Origin of the sequence: Bradyrhizobium sp. 482_C4_N1_8 (assembly GCF_052075965.1) — a bacterium.
GTDB lineage: Bacteria > Pseudomonadota > Alphaproteobacteria > Rhizobiales > Xanthobacteraceae > Bradyrhizobium > Bradyrhizobium barranii.
This window is the reverse complement of sequence record NZ_CP197231.1, coordinates 4,233,688-4,249,632: the sequence shown is the minus strand read 5'-3', so window position 1 is coordinate 4,249,632 and position 15,945 is coordinate 4,233,688. Positions and strand designations below refer to the sequence as shown.

Below are 15,945 nucleotides of genomic sequence, written 5' to 3'. Positions count from 1 at the left end.
TCGGTATTCCCGTTTGCAGATTGAATTTCAGTGTGTGGCGAGCTGTTGGCCCGACCATTTTTCGAGATCGGCCATCTCGGCCGAGCCTTCGATCGTCGTGATTGTCCCGTCGCGGGAGATGAGCATGGTCCGGGGAATGTCGCCCTGCCAGGCGGGGTCGATCTCGAACCTCAAACGCTCGACAAAACCGTCGTTGAAGATGAAGTTCTCGGTCGACGACAGCCCCGCCTTGTCAAGCATCGACTGCGTTGCCGCCGGCAAGTTCGGCACGAGATCGGCGCTGATCGTGACCACGTCGATCCCGGGATGGTCCTTCGCAAACTGCCCGAGCAGCGGCAGCTCGACCTTGCAGGGCCCGCAGGTCACGCCCCAGAAATGCACGAGCGTCGGGCGGCCCGCATGACCCCTAAGGACGCCTTGCCAGGTGCCGCGCTCGAACGGTTTCAGGGCCGGCGCTGCTCCCAGCGTAGCCGTTGACGCGATCAGGAGACCCAGACCCAGAATGCCTGCAAATCGACGTCTCATGGCTGGTCCTCGATTGCTGTGAGCCGATAGCCATCCGCTTTCGTCATCCATGACAAATAGACCTGTTGGCCATTGGAAACGAGCAAGGGATGATCGGATGTGTCGGTCGTGCTCGATATCGTCTTCGGCGGCGACCAGCTTTCGCCATCGTCGCGGGAAATCATCATCTGGACCGAGGTCTTCTCGCCGTCGAACTCCTTCCAGACCATCACCGTTCCCACAGCACTTGCGAGCACGTAAGGACGCGTCGGATTGCGGCCCGGCTGCCCCAGCGCCATGGGTGCAGAGAAGGTGCGGCCTTCGTCGCGCGAGTGGGCGTAGAACAGTCCCTTGCGCGCCTTGCCGTTCGTGTACCAGGCGACGTGATAGGTCCCGTTCGGCGCAACGGTGAGGCTCGGTCCGTGATGCGGGCAGGCGTTGATCTGCCAGTCGTCATTGCTGACCCGATGGATTTCCCCCGGCGTCGAGACGTCGGCGAAGGTCATGACCGCGTGATCGCGCACGCCGCCCTCGAAGATATTTCTGAAGATCACGGCCGGCCGCCCGGGCGCCGCGAATGTCAGCCCCAACCGGCAGCATTCGCAAGTGTTGTCACGCGCAAGCTTCGCCTCCGCGTAGGTGGCGCCGCCATCGCGCGACGAGGCGAAGAACAGCCCCGCTCCCTCGTACCTCCGTCCCGCCTCCTTCGCGGGAACGCGATTGCGCTTGTCCAGCCATGCCGCAAAGACCGTTCCGTCCTGATCGAGCGCCAGCGCCTCAAAGCGCTGGCTCTCATTGTTGGCGGTGATGGGCCTCAGCTCCGCAAAGCTCTTCCCGCCGTCGCTGGATCGCGTGTAGAGCACCTGTCCGTTGAAGGCCTCATCCCTGAAGATCGAAAATGCGAGCGCGATGCCGCCCTTGCGGTCGACCACGATCTTAGGCCGCGCATCCGGTCCCCAATCAAGGTTCAGCCGCTTCGTCGTGACCTGGGTGGGCGCCGAGAAACTGCGCCCCGCATCCGGCGAACTCGCAACCGACACCTGCCCGCCCGCCATCCAGGCCAGCCACAGCGTTCCGTCCGGTCCGAATGCGGGCGTCACCTTGGTTGCGCAGCGCAGCGTCGGCTCCTCGCACGCCGCTTCGGAGGCATGTTGGCCGTGCATCTGCGCGAGCGCCGCCCCTTGCAGGAATGCAAGAGCGACTATCCCAAGCAAGCCACTTCGGACCATGGCCCTATTCCCTTCGAGAGCCCGGATCATCTGAATGCCACCTTCATACCCGCAACGAACAGGCGCGGCGAGCCCGCGTAGATCGATCCCGTCGTGTTTGCGAGCACGCTCGCAGGATTTTGAAGGCCGGCCGCCGTCACCGTATTGGCGATGTTGTTTGCCGACGCGACGTAGGTGCGGTCGAAAACATTCCTGACTTCGAGGAACAGGTTCAGGGATCTGAAAGTGTCGGACACCAGATCGGTCTTGTAGTGGACGTTCAGATTGACCAGCTCATAACCCGGCGCCTTCAACAGATTTGCATTGTCCATGTAGAAGGAGTCCTTCCACTGGACCTCAACAAAGCCACCGAGACCTGCCAGTGGCCCCGCAAACTCGTCGTAGCCAACGCGGGCTGTCAGCTCGTTGGGCGAAATGCCGGGGATCTTGTTGCCGGCCCGGTTGAAGCTGAACACTGCGCCATTGGTGATGTTCTCGACATACTCGGTATAGACCTCGTCGAGGTAGGTGTACGCCGCCATGAACCTCCAGCCCGGATAGAACTTCCAATCGGCCGCAAGCTCGATGCCGCGATGCTCCGAGCGCGGCGCGTTGAACGTGTAGCTCGGGTTAGGTGAATTGACAGGTGTTGCCTGCGATACAAGTTCGTCGCGGAAGAACTCGTAGAAGCCCGTCGCGCTGACTTTGAGCGTGTTGTTCGGTGTCCAGTCGAAACCGAGGTCGTAGCCCAGATTTTTCTGAGCCTGGAGCTGGGTATTGTTGCCCGACAGCCCACTCGGCAGGACAAACAGGTTCGAAACCTGCGGAGTGCCGTACCCCGTAGCAACCCGCCCCCTGAGCACCCACTCGTTGTTCACCGTATAGAGCAACGCTAGTTCAGGCGCAGTGTTCTGGAATTGCCTGTCCGCGGTCGTCAGCGTCGTCGTGGTAATGCCAGTGGGGCCAGCGTACGCATACGCAGTGTTGATCCCCTTGAGAACGGTAGTTTCCCAGCCGATGCCTGCGACAGCCGTCAAGGATGTCGTCAGCTTGAGCTCTTCCCGCGCGCGAACGCCGTAATTGGTCGTCTGGCTATAAAGATTGCTCGACAGACTGCCGAGTGTGGCATTGCCCCCCGGCATGACGTTCCGCGTGTCGCTCGAGGCCGTCAGGGTGTTGTAGAAGGCACCGAAGAACGTGGTCGATTCCAGGCCGAGAATCTCGCCCCGCTTGGTGACGTCGCTCATGAAATTGTACGAGGGAAAATCTCCGATCGCGCTGGTCGTGCCGGTCGGCTGATTGATGTTCCTGTCGTCGAACACGAACTGGTTGCGCCAGGTCGTGGTGTTGTCGAAATCGTGCTCCCAGCGGCCGCCGACGATGGTGCGGCGGTCGTTGCGGCCAAGCCCGGCCTGCACGGCCGTCTCCTTGTCGGTTCCAGCGGTTGCATTGAAGCCGTTGTTGAACAGTGTGACCGTGCCGCATCCGGCGGCGGCCGAGACGCCGGTCGCACAGCCCTGCTGGAAAGGGTTTTGATAGTACTGGTTCAGCGACTGCCGGATCGGCAGCCGCGTGCTGAGATCGTTGTTGATGATCTTGACCGTGAAACGATCGTCCGGCGTCGCCTTGAGCGTGCCGAGGAAGTTGACGGTCTGCGTATTGAACCAGCTATTGCCGATATAGCCGTCGCCTCGCGTGTCGCTTGCGAACAGCGAGCCCTCGAAGTTCCCGACCTTTTTGCCGGCCGCGAGATAATTGTTGAGATAGCCGTAGCTGCCGCCGTCGACGCCATATTCGACGCCGTCGATCGCGCCGCCCGGCCGTGTGCGGAAATTGAGCGCGCCGCCGGTCGCGTAATTGCCGTAGAGCGCCGACGAGGGGCCGCGGATCACGTCGATGGCGGCATAGGCGCGCGGATCGATCAGGTCACTGCGCGACAGGCCGTCCGGCTGCGTCACCGGAAAACCGTCGTCGAAGATCACGAGATTGCGGATGCCGAAGCCATTGCGGGCGTTGGAGCCGCGGATCGAGATGCCGATATCGCGGGGTCCGTTGCCCTGCTTCACCGATATGCCGGGGCTCTCGCGCAGCACGTCGGCCACGGTAACCGCCGGCCGGTTGTCGAACTGGCTGCGATAGATGGTCGTCTCGGTCTGGCCGGTTGGCGCCTGATTGAGACCGTCTCGCGCCGCGCTGGCCGTCACGGCCCGGTTTGGGGTCGACGCGCCGACGCTCGCACTCGGCGAAACGGGCCTCGCTACGCGGCCGGCCGAAGCGGATCGCGGTTGCGAAGGCCGGGTGACTGGTTTGGCACGGGCAGTCTGCGGCGCCTCAACGGTCACCGCCGGCAGCTCCGTGTTCGTGCTTTGGGCAAAGACTCCGCTCGACGACGCAAGCAGCGCGGCCTGGACCGCGACGACGCTCACGCCACGGCGGGCATGACAACGTAACATGGGGCATTCCTGACGCCGGCTTTCTCTCCGGCCCTTCGACAGCATCGATCGCCAGCGGACGGACCGCGGCAATCACGAGGGTCGTCAGGAAAATTGAGGTGGTGCGCGCGCCTGGGCGCTTGTGCCCTTATGGATCGCGACGGCGGATACATCCGCCGCATGCCACACCACGCGCGCGGCGTGGCGGAAGGGAATGGCGAGTGCAACGTGCGGCGGCGAATCGAGCGATGCGCCTGCCTGCGCCAGGCAGCACAGCGCGCACGCGGCGCCATGTGCGGTCGGCGCGCCGGTCTGGTCGTTCAGACCGCCCTGCTCGCTGGCGCTGTGGCAGATGACGCCGGCAGACAACGGATCGGCCACGGCCTGGCCGGCCGCCAGACAGGCGGCAATCGGCGCCAGCACCTGCATCGCCAAAGCGAGCAGGACCAGGGGTAGGAATTTTTGCAGCCGTGCGCGCATCCGCCGAGCCATTCGTTCGCCTACGAACTAAACACCTCGCCGAGACCTGAGTCGAGGTCAGTTCCGCCGGCTTCTTGGCGCAGCGCAAATTTCTCGAAAACTGTGCTCCTGCCGCCCCACGGGATGGGACGTCCGGCATTTGAGGCAGTCCGGCAACCCGCCTCGTCCACAGATTTCTTATATTTGTCATATGCTTACGGGGCAAACAGCCCGATCATTTCGTCAGCTGCTCTAATTTTGAACAATCGTTGCCGAAAATGATGACAAGTGAGAAAAGTTGATCTAGCATCCCTCTTGCTCAGGCTGGCCGCGAGGTCGAAGTCTGGTGGTCCAAGTCTCGGGAGGAGCCCCTGGCGCGCAAAACGCAGCGTCGCCCCGTCAATCAAGAGCAAATCTTAGAATCGGGGATAATAGGGTCGACACAATTTTCGAGCGGGGCTAGGGCCCCGCTCTTTTTTTGCCCGCAAGGCTTCTTTTGCCCGCATGGCTTCGATGCCGATGAGCGCTCCCTCTAATCCAATCGAAAACAGCTTCGAACTCGCAGCCTCGCGTTGCGCGGATCTCACGCCACTCGTCTACCAACGGCTGTTCGAACAGCATCCCGAAACGCAGACCATGTTCCGCTCGCACGGCAGCGAGCTGGTGATGGGATCAATGCTTGCGCTGACGATCGAGGCGATCCTCGACTTCGCCGGTGAGCGTCGGGGCCATTTCAGGCTGATCGCCTGCGAGGTCACCTCGCACGATGGCTACGGCACCCCGCGCGAGCTGTTCATCGCGTTCTTCGCCGTCATCAGGGATGCGCTGCGCGACCTCCTCGGCGACGAATGGTCGCCGGAAATCGCACGGGCCTGGGACCAGCTGCTCGTCGAGATCGACGCCTTCGCCACCATTCCGGCCTGACGCTTTGCGCTGCACCAACACGAGCTGCGGCGATCTCGCGATCGATTGCAGATTGAGTGGCAGGAACTCTTGTGAGAGACTTTCGGACATCGGTCGCGCAATCAATGACGCGCCGACGAAAATTTTATGGGAGCGAGCGATGTCCGGGACGAAAGATTTCTCGACGACGAGGCGCGATCTTCTTCAGGCGGCGGCGACCGCCGGCGCCGGGGCTGCCCTTCTCGGCAGCATGGGCATAAACCCCGCCCTTGCAGCTGAGGTCGGACGATCCGAGAAGCCGCTGAAGGCGGCCTTCTCCAATGCGGGCCTCCAGGCCACCTGGTGCGCCCAGGGCAAGCAGGCGGCGGAATTCTGGGGCAAGCTGTTCAATGTCGAGGTGACCTGGTTCGATGGCCAGCTCGATGCGGTCAAGCAGCGCGCGGCGATCGACAACATGGCCTCGCAAAAGTGGGACTTCGTCGCGATCCAGGCCTTCGGTATCGGCACCCTCACCCAGCCCGTGCAGAAGATGATCGATGCCGGCACGCCGGTGATCGACATGGACACGCTGATTGCCCCGCTCGACCAGATCAACGTCCACTCTTTCCTTGCCCCCGACAACGAGTTCATGGGCGCCTCGGTGACGCAGGCGCTGTGCAACGCCATGGGCGGCAAAGGCAAGATCATCATGACGCAAGGCGCGCTCGGCCATACCGGGGCGCAAGGGCGGGCCAAAGGCTTCAATACCGTCGTCAAGCAGTTCCCGAACATCGAGGTGCTCGACACCCAGCCTGCCGACTGGGACGTGTCGAAAACCGCGCGCCTCTGGGAAACCTACCTGACCAAATATCCTCAGATCGACGCGGCGTTCTTCCACAATGACGACATGGCGCTCGCCGCCGCCAACATCATGAAGGCGCGCAATCGCACCAACATCCTGATCGGCGGCGTCGACGCGATGCCACCGGCGATCCAGGCGGTGAGCGAGGGCCGCATGTTCGCGACCGTGCGCAATCCGTCCTGCCGCATCCATGGCGGCGCGATCATCGCGGGTGTTTCCGCCGTGGTCGGCGGCGAGAAGAGCGGACAGGGCATTCCCAAGCACGTCATCACCGACGGCCCGGTCGTGACCAAGGCCAACGCCGCCGGCATGCAATGGATGGAAGATCACTTCCTGATCTGAGCCTCCATGCCTGAGGTTCGTTCGCCCATCCTGGAACTGCAAGGCATCACGAAGAGCTTCGGCGGCGTCGAGGCGCTTCGTGGTGTCGACTTCGCGCTTTCACCCGGCGAGATCCACGGTCTCGTCGGCGAGAACGGCGCCGGCAAAAGCACGCTGATGAAGATCATCGCCGGCGTGCACAGCGAATTCTCCGGCCGCTTCCTGATCGACGGGAAGGAGACGCATTTCCGCTCCGCCCGCGATGCACACGCGGCCGGTATCGCCATGGTGCATCAGGAGCTCAGCGTCGCGCCCGATCTCACCGTCGCCGAGAACGTGTTCCTGGGCAACCAGCCGACCAACCGGTTCGGCCTCGTGCAATGGCGGCGCATGGCGCGTGAGGCCGGCGAGCAGCTCGCCCGCTTCGGCATCGACGTCGATCCGATGTCCAGGCTCGGCGACCTCCCGATCGGGCTCCAGCAGCTGATCGAGATCGCCCGCGTGCTGTTCTCCGGCGCCCGCATCGTCATCCTGGACGAGCCGACATCCGCCCTCTCCCCGCCCGAGGTCGAGCGGCTGTTCGCGACGCTCCGGCGGCTGCGCGAGGAAGGCACTGCAATCGTCTTCATCTCGCATTTCATCGAGGACATCCTGCTCGTGTCCGACACGGTGACCGTGTTCCGCAACGGGCGGAAGGTCGCCGAGACGGCCGCGACTGCGACCAGCAAGGGCGCTCTGATCGAGGCCATGATCGGCCGCGGCGGCGAAGCGCTTGAGCACAGCTACACCGATGACCTCATGCTGCCACGGCCGAGCGACAGCTCCGTGGTTCTGAAGGTCGACCAATTGTCGCTGGCCCGCAGCCTGAAGGACATCTCCTTCGAGGCGCGCGCCGGCGAGGTGCTCGGCATCTACGGGTTCATGGGCTGCGGCCAGCAGGAGCTGTCGCGCATCCTGTTCGGCAAGCTGAAGCCGGACGGCGGCACGCTCGCGGTCGAGGGCAAGCCAAAAACCTTCGCCAGCACGGCGGCGGCGCGGCGCGCCGGCGTGGCGCTGGTGCCGGAGAGCCGGCGTGCCATGCTGTTCCACCAGGAGCCGGTCTACAAGAACATCTCGATCAGCATCCTGGACCGCATCTCGTCGCTGCTGCTCAAGCCGGCGCGGGAGCGCGACATCGCCAAGCGCCAGGTCGAGCAGTTGCAGATCAGGCCGCCGGTGGTCGGTCTCGACCTCGGCATGCTCTCCGGCGGCAACCAGCAGAAGGTCGCGCTGGCAAAATGGCTGACCTATCCGCCGAAGCTGCTGGTGCTGTGCGAGCCGACCCGCGGCATGGATGTCGGCGCCAAGAACGACGTCATCAACATCGTCCGCGATCTCCGCGCCAAGGGGCTCGCGGTCATCGTGCTGTCGACCGAGCCGGAAACGGTGCTGTCGCTGGCCGACCGCATCCTCGTGCTCAAGCGCGGCGCATTGGTGCGGGAATTCAAGAACGAGCCGGTCAGCAAGGACCGCCTGCTGGAAGCGGCGTGACGGAGAAGCACCATGGCGAGCAGTGAGACGGCTTTGGCGGCGGGTCAGCGGCCGCGCGGCGTTGCGCCCTTCCTGCGCTCGCAGATGCGCAACATCGCGCCGTTCCTCACCCTGATCTTCCTCTCCGCCTTCTTCGCCCTTGCCAGCCCCTCCTTCGCGACGCTGGACAACCTCGGCAACATCCTGACGCAGGTGTCGGTCACCGGTATCATCGCGGTCGGCCTCACCTTCGTGATCCTCTGCGCGGAGATTGACCTCTCGATCGCCAGCATCGCCAACGTCACCGGCATCGCGGTCGCCTACTTCACGCTGCAGGAATCCTACGTCAACATCGCCAACATTCCCCTGCCCGGCGCGGTCGCGATCATCCTGTCGATCCTGCTCTGCGCGCTGCTCGGCCTCGTCAACGCGCTCGGACTGACCGTGATCGGCATCCCCTCCTTCATCATGACGCTGGCCATGATGCAGATCGCGGCCGGCGTCTCGGCGCTGCTGGTGCGCGGCCAGATCGCCTACAAGGTGCCCGGCCTGATCACCACGCTCGGCTCGGGCTCGATCGGCGGCATCCCCTGGATCGTCATCGTCGCGGCCATCATGCTGCTCGGCGGCCATCTGGTGCTGACCTACACGCGCTTCGGCCGCTACGTCTACATGGTCGGCGGCAACCGCGAGGCGGCCGAATATTCCGGCCTCAACGTCAAGCTCATCCTCGGCGCCGTCATGGTGATCTCGGCGGTCTGCTCGGGCATCGGCGGCATGCTCGGCGTCGCCCATTTCGGCAGCGCGCAGCAGAACGAGTTCGACACCTATTTGCTCGACTCCATCGCCGCCGTCGTCGTCGGCGGCACCAGCCTGTTCGGCGGCCGCGGCGGCATCGGCAACACCATCGTCGGGCTGTTCGTTCTCGGTGTCCTGAATAACGGCCTCGACCACGTCAACATCGACAGCTTCCTGAAGATCCTGATCCGCGGCCTGATCCTGCTGACGGCGCTGGTCATCAACGTCTACGCGCAACGGCTCAGGGAAAAAGCAGCGGAGTAGGCAGCCCTCAAAACAAAAAACGCGAAAACAACCCCATGCACAGTACAAATCATTGAAGAATTTGGCGCGAGGTGGCTTGAGCCCCCGCCGCAACGACGTTTGACACGTCGGGCAAAACAGGAGCACAACGTCATCATGGCGCCGTGCCTTTAAGGCCGATGGGCTCAGGACCGCGACCCAAACTCCGTCATTGCGAGCGCAGCGAAGCAATCCAGGAATCTATCCGCGGATACATGTCTGGAGCGCCGTTTCAGGCGGCGCGCTGGTTGTGTCGCGACGAGAGATCCGGGCACAGCACGAGCTTGCCCTCGAGGCCACCAGTCTCGAGGCGACGGTGAGCATCGGCGACCTCGTCGAAGGAGATCCGCTCGGCGATGCGCGGCCGGATGGCACCAGTTGCCAAAAGCCCGAACAGACGCTCCAAGTCCTCCTTGAACCAGGTGGGATGTCGCGCCCGCATGGCATTTACCGAGTAAAACCGGGCCCGCTTGCCGCCGGGCAACAATCTCCACAGGTAAAGGCGCGCGATCTCCATCACGATAGGGAGCATGCGACGCTGTGCTTGCACGCTCGCCGAGAAACCGATGGCACAGAGCAGGCCGCCTGGCTTGAGCGCCGCGTATGAGCGGCGATAGCCGTCTTCGCCAACGCCGTCGACGATAACGTCGAACCCGCCCGGCAGGACCCGCGTGAAGTCATCATGCTTGTAGTCGATCGGCGTTGCCCCTAGCTCTCGGACGAGCGCCATGTGCTCGCCGCGCGCGGTGCCCCACAGCTCGATGCCGGCCAATCTCCCGAGCATGAGCAGCGCCTGGCCGACGGCGCCGGCGGCGCCGTGCACGAGCACGCGCTGGCCTCGCTGGACCCGGGCCGCGCGGTGCAGAAGCTGGTACGCGGTCGTCCAGCTCAAGATCAGTGTGGCCGCCTCCGCCGCGTCTACGCCCTCCGGCACGCGGGCCACGTCGTTCGCCCGAAGCGTGCGGTAGTCAGCGTTTGACCCGACCACCGTCATGTCGGCCACGCGGTCGCCAATCTGAAAGTCATGCACGCCTTCACCGAGCTGATCGATTGCCCCGACCACGTCGTAGCCCATTACGAACGGCGGCCGGAGGCCCATCGTTTGCGGGTATAGATGGCGCCTGATCAACACCTCGGTGTAGTTGAGGCTCGACGCAAGTACACGGACCCGCAGCTCGCCCCGGCTGGCGGTCGGCAAGGGAGCGTCGACCACCTCCAGCCTCTCGGGATCACCGAAGAGGCTGACTTGAACAACTCGATTGCGCGGCTCCATCATCGGCGATCTCCTTGCAATGTCGTGATCCAGCGCAAGGACGGGCACTCTTTTGCAGCTATTTTGCATCGCCACGTCGGCAAGCATTGAGGATATGGCCGGCCTGGAGTTCTACCTTGATCTGGCTCAAAGCATGCGATGCGCAATTTGATCGCTACCGGGGCATAGCGGAGTTTCGCGAGCCGTCAGCGCGGCCGATTTATGGGTTCGCGGCCTCATCCGGCGGGAGCCGCGAGAAGCGGAAATTGCAGTGGCTCGCGCCGCCCGCCAATGTTTGTGTCCGCTCCAGGCGGATGCCGCGCGCTGCGTAGGCGACGAAATCGAGGCCGCAGATATTCGGCAGGATGTCCTTGTCCCCGTGGCGCGCTGCGAGCTTGCAGAAGCCGCAGGCCTTGTAGTTGATGCCGAATTCGAAGCTGTCTTGCGGACCCGGCTCGACGAAATCGTAGACGAAGTCTTCCGGAAACTCTTCCTGATGAGCTTTTGTAACGCTCCTTGCCGCCTGCTCGCGCAGCAAGGCCTGGTTCTCCGGCGACATGAATTGTCGCCCCGAGGCGAGACGCTCCGCTTCTGATACGGTCAGCAATTGCGCCTTGTAGGTGTCTCGCTCGATCTCGCCAATCACAGGCACCGGCACGCCGTGTCGTCGCAGCACCCGGCTGATGGCCATGAACCCCATCAGGCGCATGAAGAAATCGCTCATGCGGCTTGCCGCGCCGCCGACATAGGGCATTTGGGTGAGGACAATCTCGAATTCCTCCATCACCTCCCGCCTGATCCCGTCGATGTCGGTGAGATGCGTGCGCTCGCGCAGCATCGCTTCGGCAAGGTCGAGTCGATCGCGCATGGCGACCTCCATTGCGCTCCGATGCGTGTGGTAGAAGGGATGGATGTTCTCAGCCATTGGACACCTGAGGGCTCATTGCAGGGTTGGCGAAGCTGCCTTCATTCCGCGGCAATCGCCTCGATCTCGAGTAGCCATTTGCTGTCAACGGTCTCGACGACCACGACCGTCAGCGCGGGCCGATGTTCGCCGAGCACCTTGCTGCGAATGGTGCGGTTGGTCACGACTTGAGTCCGGTCAGTCAGGAACGTGGTGACCTTGACCAGATGCTCGACGCCAAGCCCCGCGGCGGCGAGCACCTCGATCACGTTGCGCCAGGCCTGCGCGCATTGCGCCTCGAAACCTTCGGGCACGGTGCCGTCGGTTTTCTCGGGCACCTGACCACTGATGAACAACAGACGGCGATGCTGCGTCAATTCAAGTCCCATGCTGTAACCGCCGGCGGGAGGATGGACCGTTGCGGGATTGTGGTTGACGATGTGAGCCATGTCAGTTTGCCTCCTGTTCGACGAATTCGAGCGCCAGACCATGCGCGGTGGCGGGTGGCACCAACAGCACGGCACCGGTCATCGCAAAGCCGACGCCGTTGTGTTTCAGTGTTCGCCCTGTCGCATCCAGATCAGCGACCGCCAGACGCGCCGCGCAAAAGCGCGGCGAAGCGCTGTTCGCGAGGCCCGGTAGCCGGCGCGCCAGTTCGGACGGGCCGAGCAAGGTGATCTGATTGCCGCGCTCACCAATCGTCAGCCGCCCGGGCGCAAGCTCGGCCGTGCCTTCCGTGAGGCGCTCGAGGAAATCGCGGTGCGCCGCCGGCTCCGCCGCCGACATCACCACCTCGACCACGCGGAGGGCGCCGTTGGGATGACGCTGATACTGCGCCTTCCAGAACAATTCCGGCTGGTGACGCTGCTGGCAGGTGAAGAACGCGATCCCGGGCATGGCGGGATCGGTGGCAAAGGCCAGCGAAAACGCGACGCGCGCCGTGCCTCCGCCCGGGAGCACCGCGTCGCGGCCGAAATCGAACGGCGCATAATCGCCGATGCGGTCGGCCCTGAAACGCACGGCATCGGCATGGGCGTCGGTGCTGTGCAAGACCAGCATCGACATCCCCTCGGCGGTCTCAAGAAAATCGCGGTTGTGGGCCGCGAAGCTGAAATGGCCCGGCGTGGCTGGCGGCACCAACGCATTATCGGTGACGGCCAGCAACTCCAGAAAATTGTCGGCGAACTGCGCCAGGCGGTTGCTGGTTCCGAACGGATGCACACCGGTCGGTGTGAGGTTGAAGCCAAGCCGCTGCCAATCCAGCGCAGCCTGCTCCAGATCGCGGACGCAAATGACGAGATGATCTAAACGACGGGGCATGGGGAGTCTCCGGATTGCGGGCCGACCGTATCCGGCGATGACGGCGCCGATCAAAGCATTGTTGCTGCGGTTCAGCGCAAGAAAATCTATTGCAAGGCCAAGGCCCATCGGTGTCAAACTGTGCTGCGATGACCTACGCCCTTCCCCCGCTCAACGCGCTCCGCGCTTTTGAGGCCGCCGCCCGGCATCTCAGCTTCAAGCTGGCCGCGCACGAGCTGCACGTGACACCTGCCGCCGTGGGACAGCAGGTGAAGGCGCTGGAGGCACGCCTCGGCGTGCAGCTGTTCGAGCGGCTGCATAAGCAGCTCATTCTCACCGCGGCCGGTCAGGCCTATCTGCCCGGGGTCTCCGAAGGTTTTCGTCACATTGCGGAGGCTACCTCGCAGTTGAAGCCGGCGGGCGCGGTGCTGCTGCAGTTGGGGGTCCATGGCAGCTTCGACCTGCGCCGGCTCGAATTGGCGGAGTTTCGCAGCGCGCATGCGGAGATCGGTTTGCGGGTGCTGCAGCCGGCCGGCCTGCACGAATTGGTCGAGGGCAAGGTCGACCTCTTGATCGCCCGCGGTCTCGGCCGCCATCCAGGCTATCGCTGCGACCGGGTCAATGAGGGATCAGGCCTCGGTGATTGGCTGATCGCGCCTGAAGGCACCGCGGATTGCCCCGAGATCGTCAGCTTCCGCGACTGGCTGCGCGCCCTGCCAGCCGAGAACCCGCTTGCAAACCGCCGCCCGCGTCTGGTCGGCATCAGCGGAAGCTAAGGCGACCGTGAGGCATGGCTTGAGCCCTCGCCGCTAGGACGTTTGAGACGTCAGGCAAAACACCGGCACAAGTCCATCATGGCGCTGGTCCCGTAGAGACCACCGAGCTCACGGCAGCGGTTCGACCTTCGCCGCCATATCGGGAACCCGCGTGATCTTATACATGGCGTTGCTGCATCTAAGAACCCAAACGTCGCGATCAGGTCGAGACGCCTTCGTGTTCTTCTTTGCGCCGAGTGGCTTTTCGCAAGTGAATCCTTGCGTGCGTATCTGGGCCGCAAGCATTCCCTGAACGGTTTCGGCCGGAATCTGCTGCGCCCGCACTTGCGGAGCAAATAGAATAAAAACGAAGGCAAGTAGTAATGATCCAGATGCTCTGTGCATGATTTCAACCCTTGAAGCAGCCGCCCCGCAAGTTCGAACATCGCACTATAGCAGAAACACCGGTGTTGTCCGCGCCGGGCCTTCCGCGCCGTAGCGCGCTAGCTGCACTCATTGTCAGGACAACGAGCGCGGATTGGTGGCAATTTGCCCGAAAGCAGACCTATTGTGCTCAGTTCAAGCTTTGTCGTTCATGACCCAAGGCGGACCTGACGCGCTCCCGGTGCGGTGTGTTAAAATAGCAGGGAACGGATCGTGTCTATGCCAAGAACTGCTGCTGTCATCGGCACCGCCATCTTCTTCGTGTTCGCGCCCTGCGTGGTGGCTGGGGTGGTCCCGTGGTGGATTTCACGCTGGGAGTTCAGGTTGCCGTTTCTCGGCGTCGAGCTCACGCGCTTCGTCGGCGCCGCGCTAATTCTTGCCGGCTTAGCCGGGCTCGTGGATTCATTCGCGCGTTTCGCACTGCAGGGGCTCGGCACGCCGGCGCCGATCGCCCCGCCCCAACATCTCGTCGTTACCGGCCTCTATCGCTATGTGCGCAATCCAATCTACGTGGCGGTCGCCGTCGTCATTTTCGGCCAGGCGCTCCTGTTCGGCGATTGGGGGCTATTCGCCTACGGCGCAGTCGTCTGGCTCGCTTTCCACCTTTTTGTCGTGGGCTACGAAGAGCCGACGCTGAAAAGGTCATTCGGCGCGGAATACGAAGCGTTCTGCATCAATGTGCCGCGTTGGATCCCGCGCCTAACTGCGTGGCGAGGCGGTCGGTAGCTGCCGTAGCGCATGACCTCGGCGCTGATTTTTGATGAGCTTCTCGAAGGCTCCTCAACAAAGCTTGTCTGCAATTGGGCCCATCAGCGAAGTGACGGCACGCCTCATTGAGGTCCGATCAATAGGGCATAGCGGACTGAATTTGCTCAGGTTGAGTTTTTCGTAGTTTGACCCAGAACGGTCATCAGCCGCCGTATTCGGGCGAAGTTGATATAGATCAACCTTGATGATGTGCATAGTCGATACCGCCAAATGTTGCTTGCAGTCTCTTCGGTAGGAATGAGCCGCAAAGGATAGTCAGTCGTTCAATCATTGACACATAAGGAGACGCGCAAATGAGGAAGCTTGCTTCGGTAGGACTGATCGCCGCGGCCATGTTCGCTAATCCGGCCATGGCCGCGTGGTACGACCAAAACGGCGCAGCCGTCCATCCGTCCCGCGTCGTTCACTGCATCCGGGCTCCAGACGTTGGCAGTTTTGCCGGAGGGCCGTTCAATAAGCCTCCCTGCGAACCGGCAAGCTGGCGTAGGTCGGCGTGGCGCGACAAAAGCGGTGCAGTCGTCCCTACCTCCAACGTCGTTCACTGTGTCCGGGCTCCAGACGTCGGCAGTTATGCCGGAGGTCCGTTCAATAGGCCTCCCTGCGAACCGGCAACCTGGCGCTGAGGCGAGCGGCAAGATGCCGCCAACGTTCCCTGCGAAGCGAACGTTCAATGTCGGGACGGTTCGTTGACGCTGCGCGCCGGTCCCAAAATCACCGAGCGTAGACAAAGAGAGCAACTGGCCGCCTGCGAGTGGCCAGTTCTCGCTTTACATCCGCGTCTACTGGGCGGGAGCAACATCCTCGATGGTCAGTGGAGACCGCCGTTTGTCAAGCGAATACAATCGAGCAGTTAACTACGGCGTCCGCGACGCGGTTCCGAGATGCGAACGGACGATATATCGAACGTCGGTTGTTGGCCCTTAACGGACCTATGGACGCTGTCGTGGATTTGTCTGCTGCTGACCCAGCTGAGACATCGGCGCGGGGCTTCTGTCCCGCGTTTTGTGTTTAGGACCACGGCGGCTCTTCGCTCTTCCCGACCGCCTCGTGGTGGGTCGTGACACCCGCCGAACGCAAGCCGGTCAGCAATACGGTTCTCACAGAGGCCGGATCGAATCCAATATCTTTGGCGTTTGGTGGATGTGCTTCGCTGCCCTTCAACCGGAGCGCCAAGTGCAATTGCTCGCAAAGGTGCTGAACGACGAGATTGACCTGATCGTCAGTCATGATCTGCCTTTCCTGCTACATCTTGCTACCCAACCATGT

The 15,945-nt window shown here is 62.9% G+C and carries 16 protein-coding genes; 6 read left to right on the top strand and 10 right to left on the bottom strand.

Annotated features, from left to right (window positions below; all coding sequences use genetic code 11):
• Positions 1–27 precede the first annotated feature (27 nt).
• The 4 genes from AB7Z56_RS20320 to AB7Z56_RS20305 form a co-directional block, all read right to left on the bottom strand.
• Entirely contained in the window at positions 28–525 is a 498-nt protein-coding gene (locus AB7Z56_RS20320; protein ID WP_071913412.1) for a TlpA family protein disulfide reductase, read from the bottom strand.
• Entirely contained in the window at positions 522–1,733 is a 1,212-nt protein-coding gene (locus AB7Z56_RS20315; protein WP_354123704.1) for a sialidase family protein, read from the bottom strand. Before AB7Z56_RS20315 ends, AB7Z56_RS20320 begins: the two co-directional genes overlap by 4 nt.
• A 26-nt stretch (positions 1,734–1,759) precedes the next feature.
• Positions 1,760–4,165 (bottom strand): TonB-dependent receptor family protein, encoded by a 2,406-nt coding sequence (locus tag AB7Z56_RS20310; protein ID WP_283016680.1) that lies wholly within the window; start codon positions 4,163–4,165, stop codon positions 1,760–1,762.
• 84 nt (positions 4,166–4,249) lie between these two features.
• Positions 4,250–4,624, bottom strand: a complete 375-nt coding sequence (locus tag AB7Z56_RS20305; protein ID WP_028155966.1) for a DUF2946 domain-containing protein — start codon at positions 4,622–4,624, stop codon at positions 4,250–4,252.
• Positions 4,625–5,122: 498 nt separating this feature from the next.
• On the opposite strand from AB7Z56_RS20305, the gene AB7Z56_RS20300 reads away from it, so the two are divergent.
• From AB7Z56_RS20300 to AB7Z56_RS20285, 4 genes are all read left to right on the top strand, one after another.
• The gene (locus AB7Z56_RS20300; RefSeq protein WP_283016681.1) at positions 5,123–5,527 is read left to right on the top strand and encodes a globin; all 405 of its coding nucleotides are present in this window, start codon (positions 5,123–5,125) and stop codon (positions 5,525–5,527) included.
• Between the two features lie 139 nt (positions 5,528–5,666).
• Complete coding sequence (locus AB7Z56_RS20295) at positions 5,667–6,689, top strand: sugar ABC transporter substrate-binding protein (protein ID WP_283016682.1); 1,023 nt, start codon at positions 5,667–5,669, stop codon at positions 6,687–6,689.
• 6 nt (positions 6,690–6,695) lie between these two features.
• Positions 6,696–8,198: a sugar ABC transporter ATP-binding protein gene (locus tag AB7Z56_RS20290; RefSeq protein ID WP_283016683.1), complete on the top strand. Its 1,503-nt coding sequence runs from the start codon at positions 6,696–6,698 to the stop codon at positions 8,196–8,198.
• Positions 8,199–8,210: 12 nt separating this feature from the next.
• Positions 8,211–9,239: an ABC transporter permease gene (locus AB7Z56_RS20285; RefSeq protein WP_441256405.1), complete on the top strand. Its 1,029-nt coding sequence runs from the start codon at positions 8,211–8,213 to the stop codon at positions 9,237–9,239.
• Positions 9,240–9,489: 250 nt separating this feature from the next.
• Here AB7Z56_RS20285 and AB7Z56_RS20280 read toward each other — a convergent pair whose 3' ends face one another.
• From AB7Z56_RS20280 to AB7Z56_RS20265, 4 genes are all read right to left on the bottom strand, one after another.
• Positions 9,490–10,533, bottom strand: a complete 1,044-nt coding sequence (locus AB7Z56_RS20280; protein WP_166096979.1) for a medium chain dehydrogenase/reductase family protein — start codon at positions 10,531–10,533, stop codon at positions 9,490–9,492.
• Between the two features lie 196 nt (positions 10,534–10,729).
• A complete protein-coding gene (locus AB7Z56_RS20275) occupies positions 10,730–11,434 on the bottom strand; it encodes an L-2-amino-thiazoline-4-carboxylic acid hydrolase (protein WP_283016684.1) in 705 nt (234 codons plus the stop codon).
• A gap of 41 nt (positions 11,435–11,475) precedes the next feature.
• A complete protein-coding gene (locus tag AB7Z56_RS20270) occupies positions 11,476–11,862 on the bottom strand; it encodes a RidA family protein (RefSeq protein ID WP_166096980.1) in 387 nt (128 codons plus the stop codon).
• A gap of 1 nt (position 11,863) precedes the next feature.
• Positions 11,864–12,841, bottom strand: coding sequence for a VOC family protein (locus AB7Z56_RS20265; protein ID WP_283018882.1), 978 nt, complete (start codon positions 12,839–12,841; stop codon positions 11,864–11,866).
• Positions 12,842–12,861: 20 nt separating this feature from the next.
• Between AB7Z56_RS20265 and AB7Z56_RS20260 the strand changes: the two genes are divergently transcribed.
• Positions 12,862–13,488, top strand: coding sequence for a LysR family transcriptional regulator (locus tag AB7Z56_RS20260; RefSeq protein ID WP_208087122.1), 627 nt, complete (start codon positions 12,862–12,864; stop codon positions 13,486–13,488).
• Between the two features lie 108 nt (positions 13,489–13,596).
• On the opposite strand, the gene AB7Z56_RS20255 is transcribed toward AB7Z56_RS20260, so the two are convergent.
• Complete coding sequence (locus AB7Z56_RS20255) at positions 13,597–13,872, bottom strand: hypothetical protein (protein WP_167767920.1); 276 nt, start codon at positions 13,870–13,872, stop codon at positions 13,597–13,599.
• 258 nt (positions 13,873–14,130) lie between these two features.
• Between AB7Z56_RS20255 and AB7Z56_RS20250 the strand changes: the two genes are divergently transcribed.
• Positions 14,131–14,637, top strand: coding sequence for a methyltransferase family protein (locus tag AB7Z56_RS20250; RefSeq protein WP_283016685.1), 507 nt, complete (start codon positions 14,131–14,133; stop codon positions 14,635–14,637).
• A 1,050-nt stretch (positions 14,638–15,687) separates the two neighbouring features.
• On the opposite strand, the gene AB7Z56_RS20245 is transcribed toward AB7Z56_RS20250, so the two are convergent.
• Positions 15,688–15,906: a hypothetical protein gene (locus AB7Z56_RS20245; protein WP_063982993.1), complete on the bottom strand. Its 219-nt coding sequence runs from the start codon at positions 15,904–15,906 to the stop codon at positions 15,688–15,690.
• Between the last annotated feature and the right edge of the window lie 39 nt (positions 15,907–15,945).

What these genes read in the sequence shown, in the direction of transcription:
- AB7Z56_RS20320 (WP_071913412.1), bottom strand. Translation starts at nt 525, where the DNA reads ATGAGACGTCGATTTGCAGGCATTCTGGGTCTGGGTCTCCTGATCGCG.
- AB7Z56_RS20315 (WP_354123704.1), bottom strand. Translation starts at nt 1,733, where the DNA reads ATGGTCCGAAGTGGCTTGCTTGGGATAGTCGCTCTTGCATTCCTGCAA.
- AB7Z56_RS20310 (WP_283016680.1), bottom strand. Translation starts at nt 4,165, where the DNA reads ATGTTACGTTGTCATGCCCGCCGTGGCGTGAGCGTCGTCGCGGTCCAG.
- AB7Z56_RS20305 (WP_028155966.1), bottom strand. Translation starts at nt 4,624, where the DNA reads ATGCGCGCACGGCTGCAAAAATTCCTACCCCTGGTCCTGCTCGCTTTG.
- AB7Z56_RS20300 (WP_283016681.1), top strand. Translation starts at nt 5,123, where the DNA reads ATGAGCGCTCCCTCTAATCCAATCGAAAACAGCTTCGAACTCGCAGCC.
- AB7Z56_RS20295 (WP_283016682.1), top strand. Translation starts at nt 5,667, where the DNA reads ATGTCCGGGACGAAAGATTTCTCGACGACGAGGCGCGATCTTCTTCAG.
- AB7Z56_RS20290 (WP_283016683.1), top strand. Translation starts at nt 6,696, where the DNA reads ATGCCTGAGGTTCGTTCGCCCATCCTGGAACTGCAAGGCATCACGAAG.
- AB7Z56_RS20285 (WP_441256405.1), top strand. Translation starts at nt 8,211, where the DNA reads ATGGCGAGCAGTGAGACGGCTTTGGCGGCGGGTCAGCGGCCGCGCGGC.
- AB7Z56_RS20280 (WP_166096979.1), bottom strand. Translation starts at nt 10,533, where the DNA reads ATGATGGAGCCGCGCAATCGAGTTGTTCAAGTCAGCCTCTTCGGTGAT.
- AB7Z56_RS20275 (WP_283016684.1), bottom strand. Translation starts at nt 11,434, where the DNA reads ATGGCTGAGAACATCCATCCCTTCTACCACACGCATCGGAGCGCAATG.
- AB7Z56_RS20270 (WP_166096980.1), bottom strand. Translation starts at nt 11,862, where the DNA reads ATGGCTCACATCGTCAACCACAATCCCGCAACGGTCCATCCTCCCGCC.
- AB7Z56_RS20265 (WP_283018882.1), bottom strand. Translation starts at nt 12,841, where the DNA reads ATGGGCCTTGGCCTTGCAATAGATTTTCTTGCGCTGAACCGCAGCAAC.
- AB7Z56_RS20260 (WP_208087122.1), top strand. Translation starts at nt 12,862, where the DNA reads ATGACCTACGCCCTTCCCCCGCTCAACGCGCTCCGCGCTTTTGAGGCC.
- AB7Z56_RS20255 (WP_167767920.1), bottom strand. Translation starts at nt 13,872, where the DNA reads ATGCACAGAGCATCTGGATCATTACTACTTGCCTTCGTTTTTATTCTA.
- AB7Z56_RS20250 (WP_283016685.1), top strand. Translation starts at nt 14,131, where the DNA reads ATGCCAAGAACTGCTGCTGTCATCGGCACCGCCATCTTCTTCGTGTTC.
- AB7Z56_RS20245 (WP_063982993.1), bottom strand. Translation starts at nt 15,906, where the DNA reads ATGACTGACGATCAGGTCAATCTCGTCGTTCAGCACCTTTGCGAGCAA.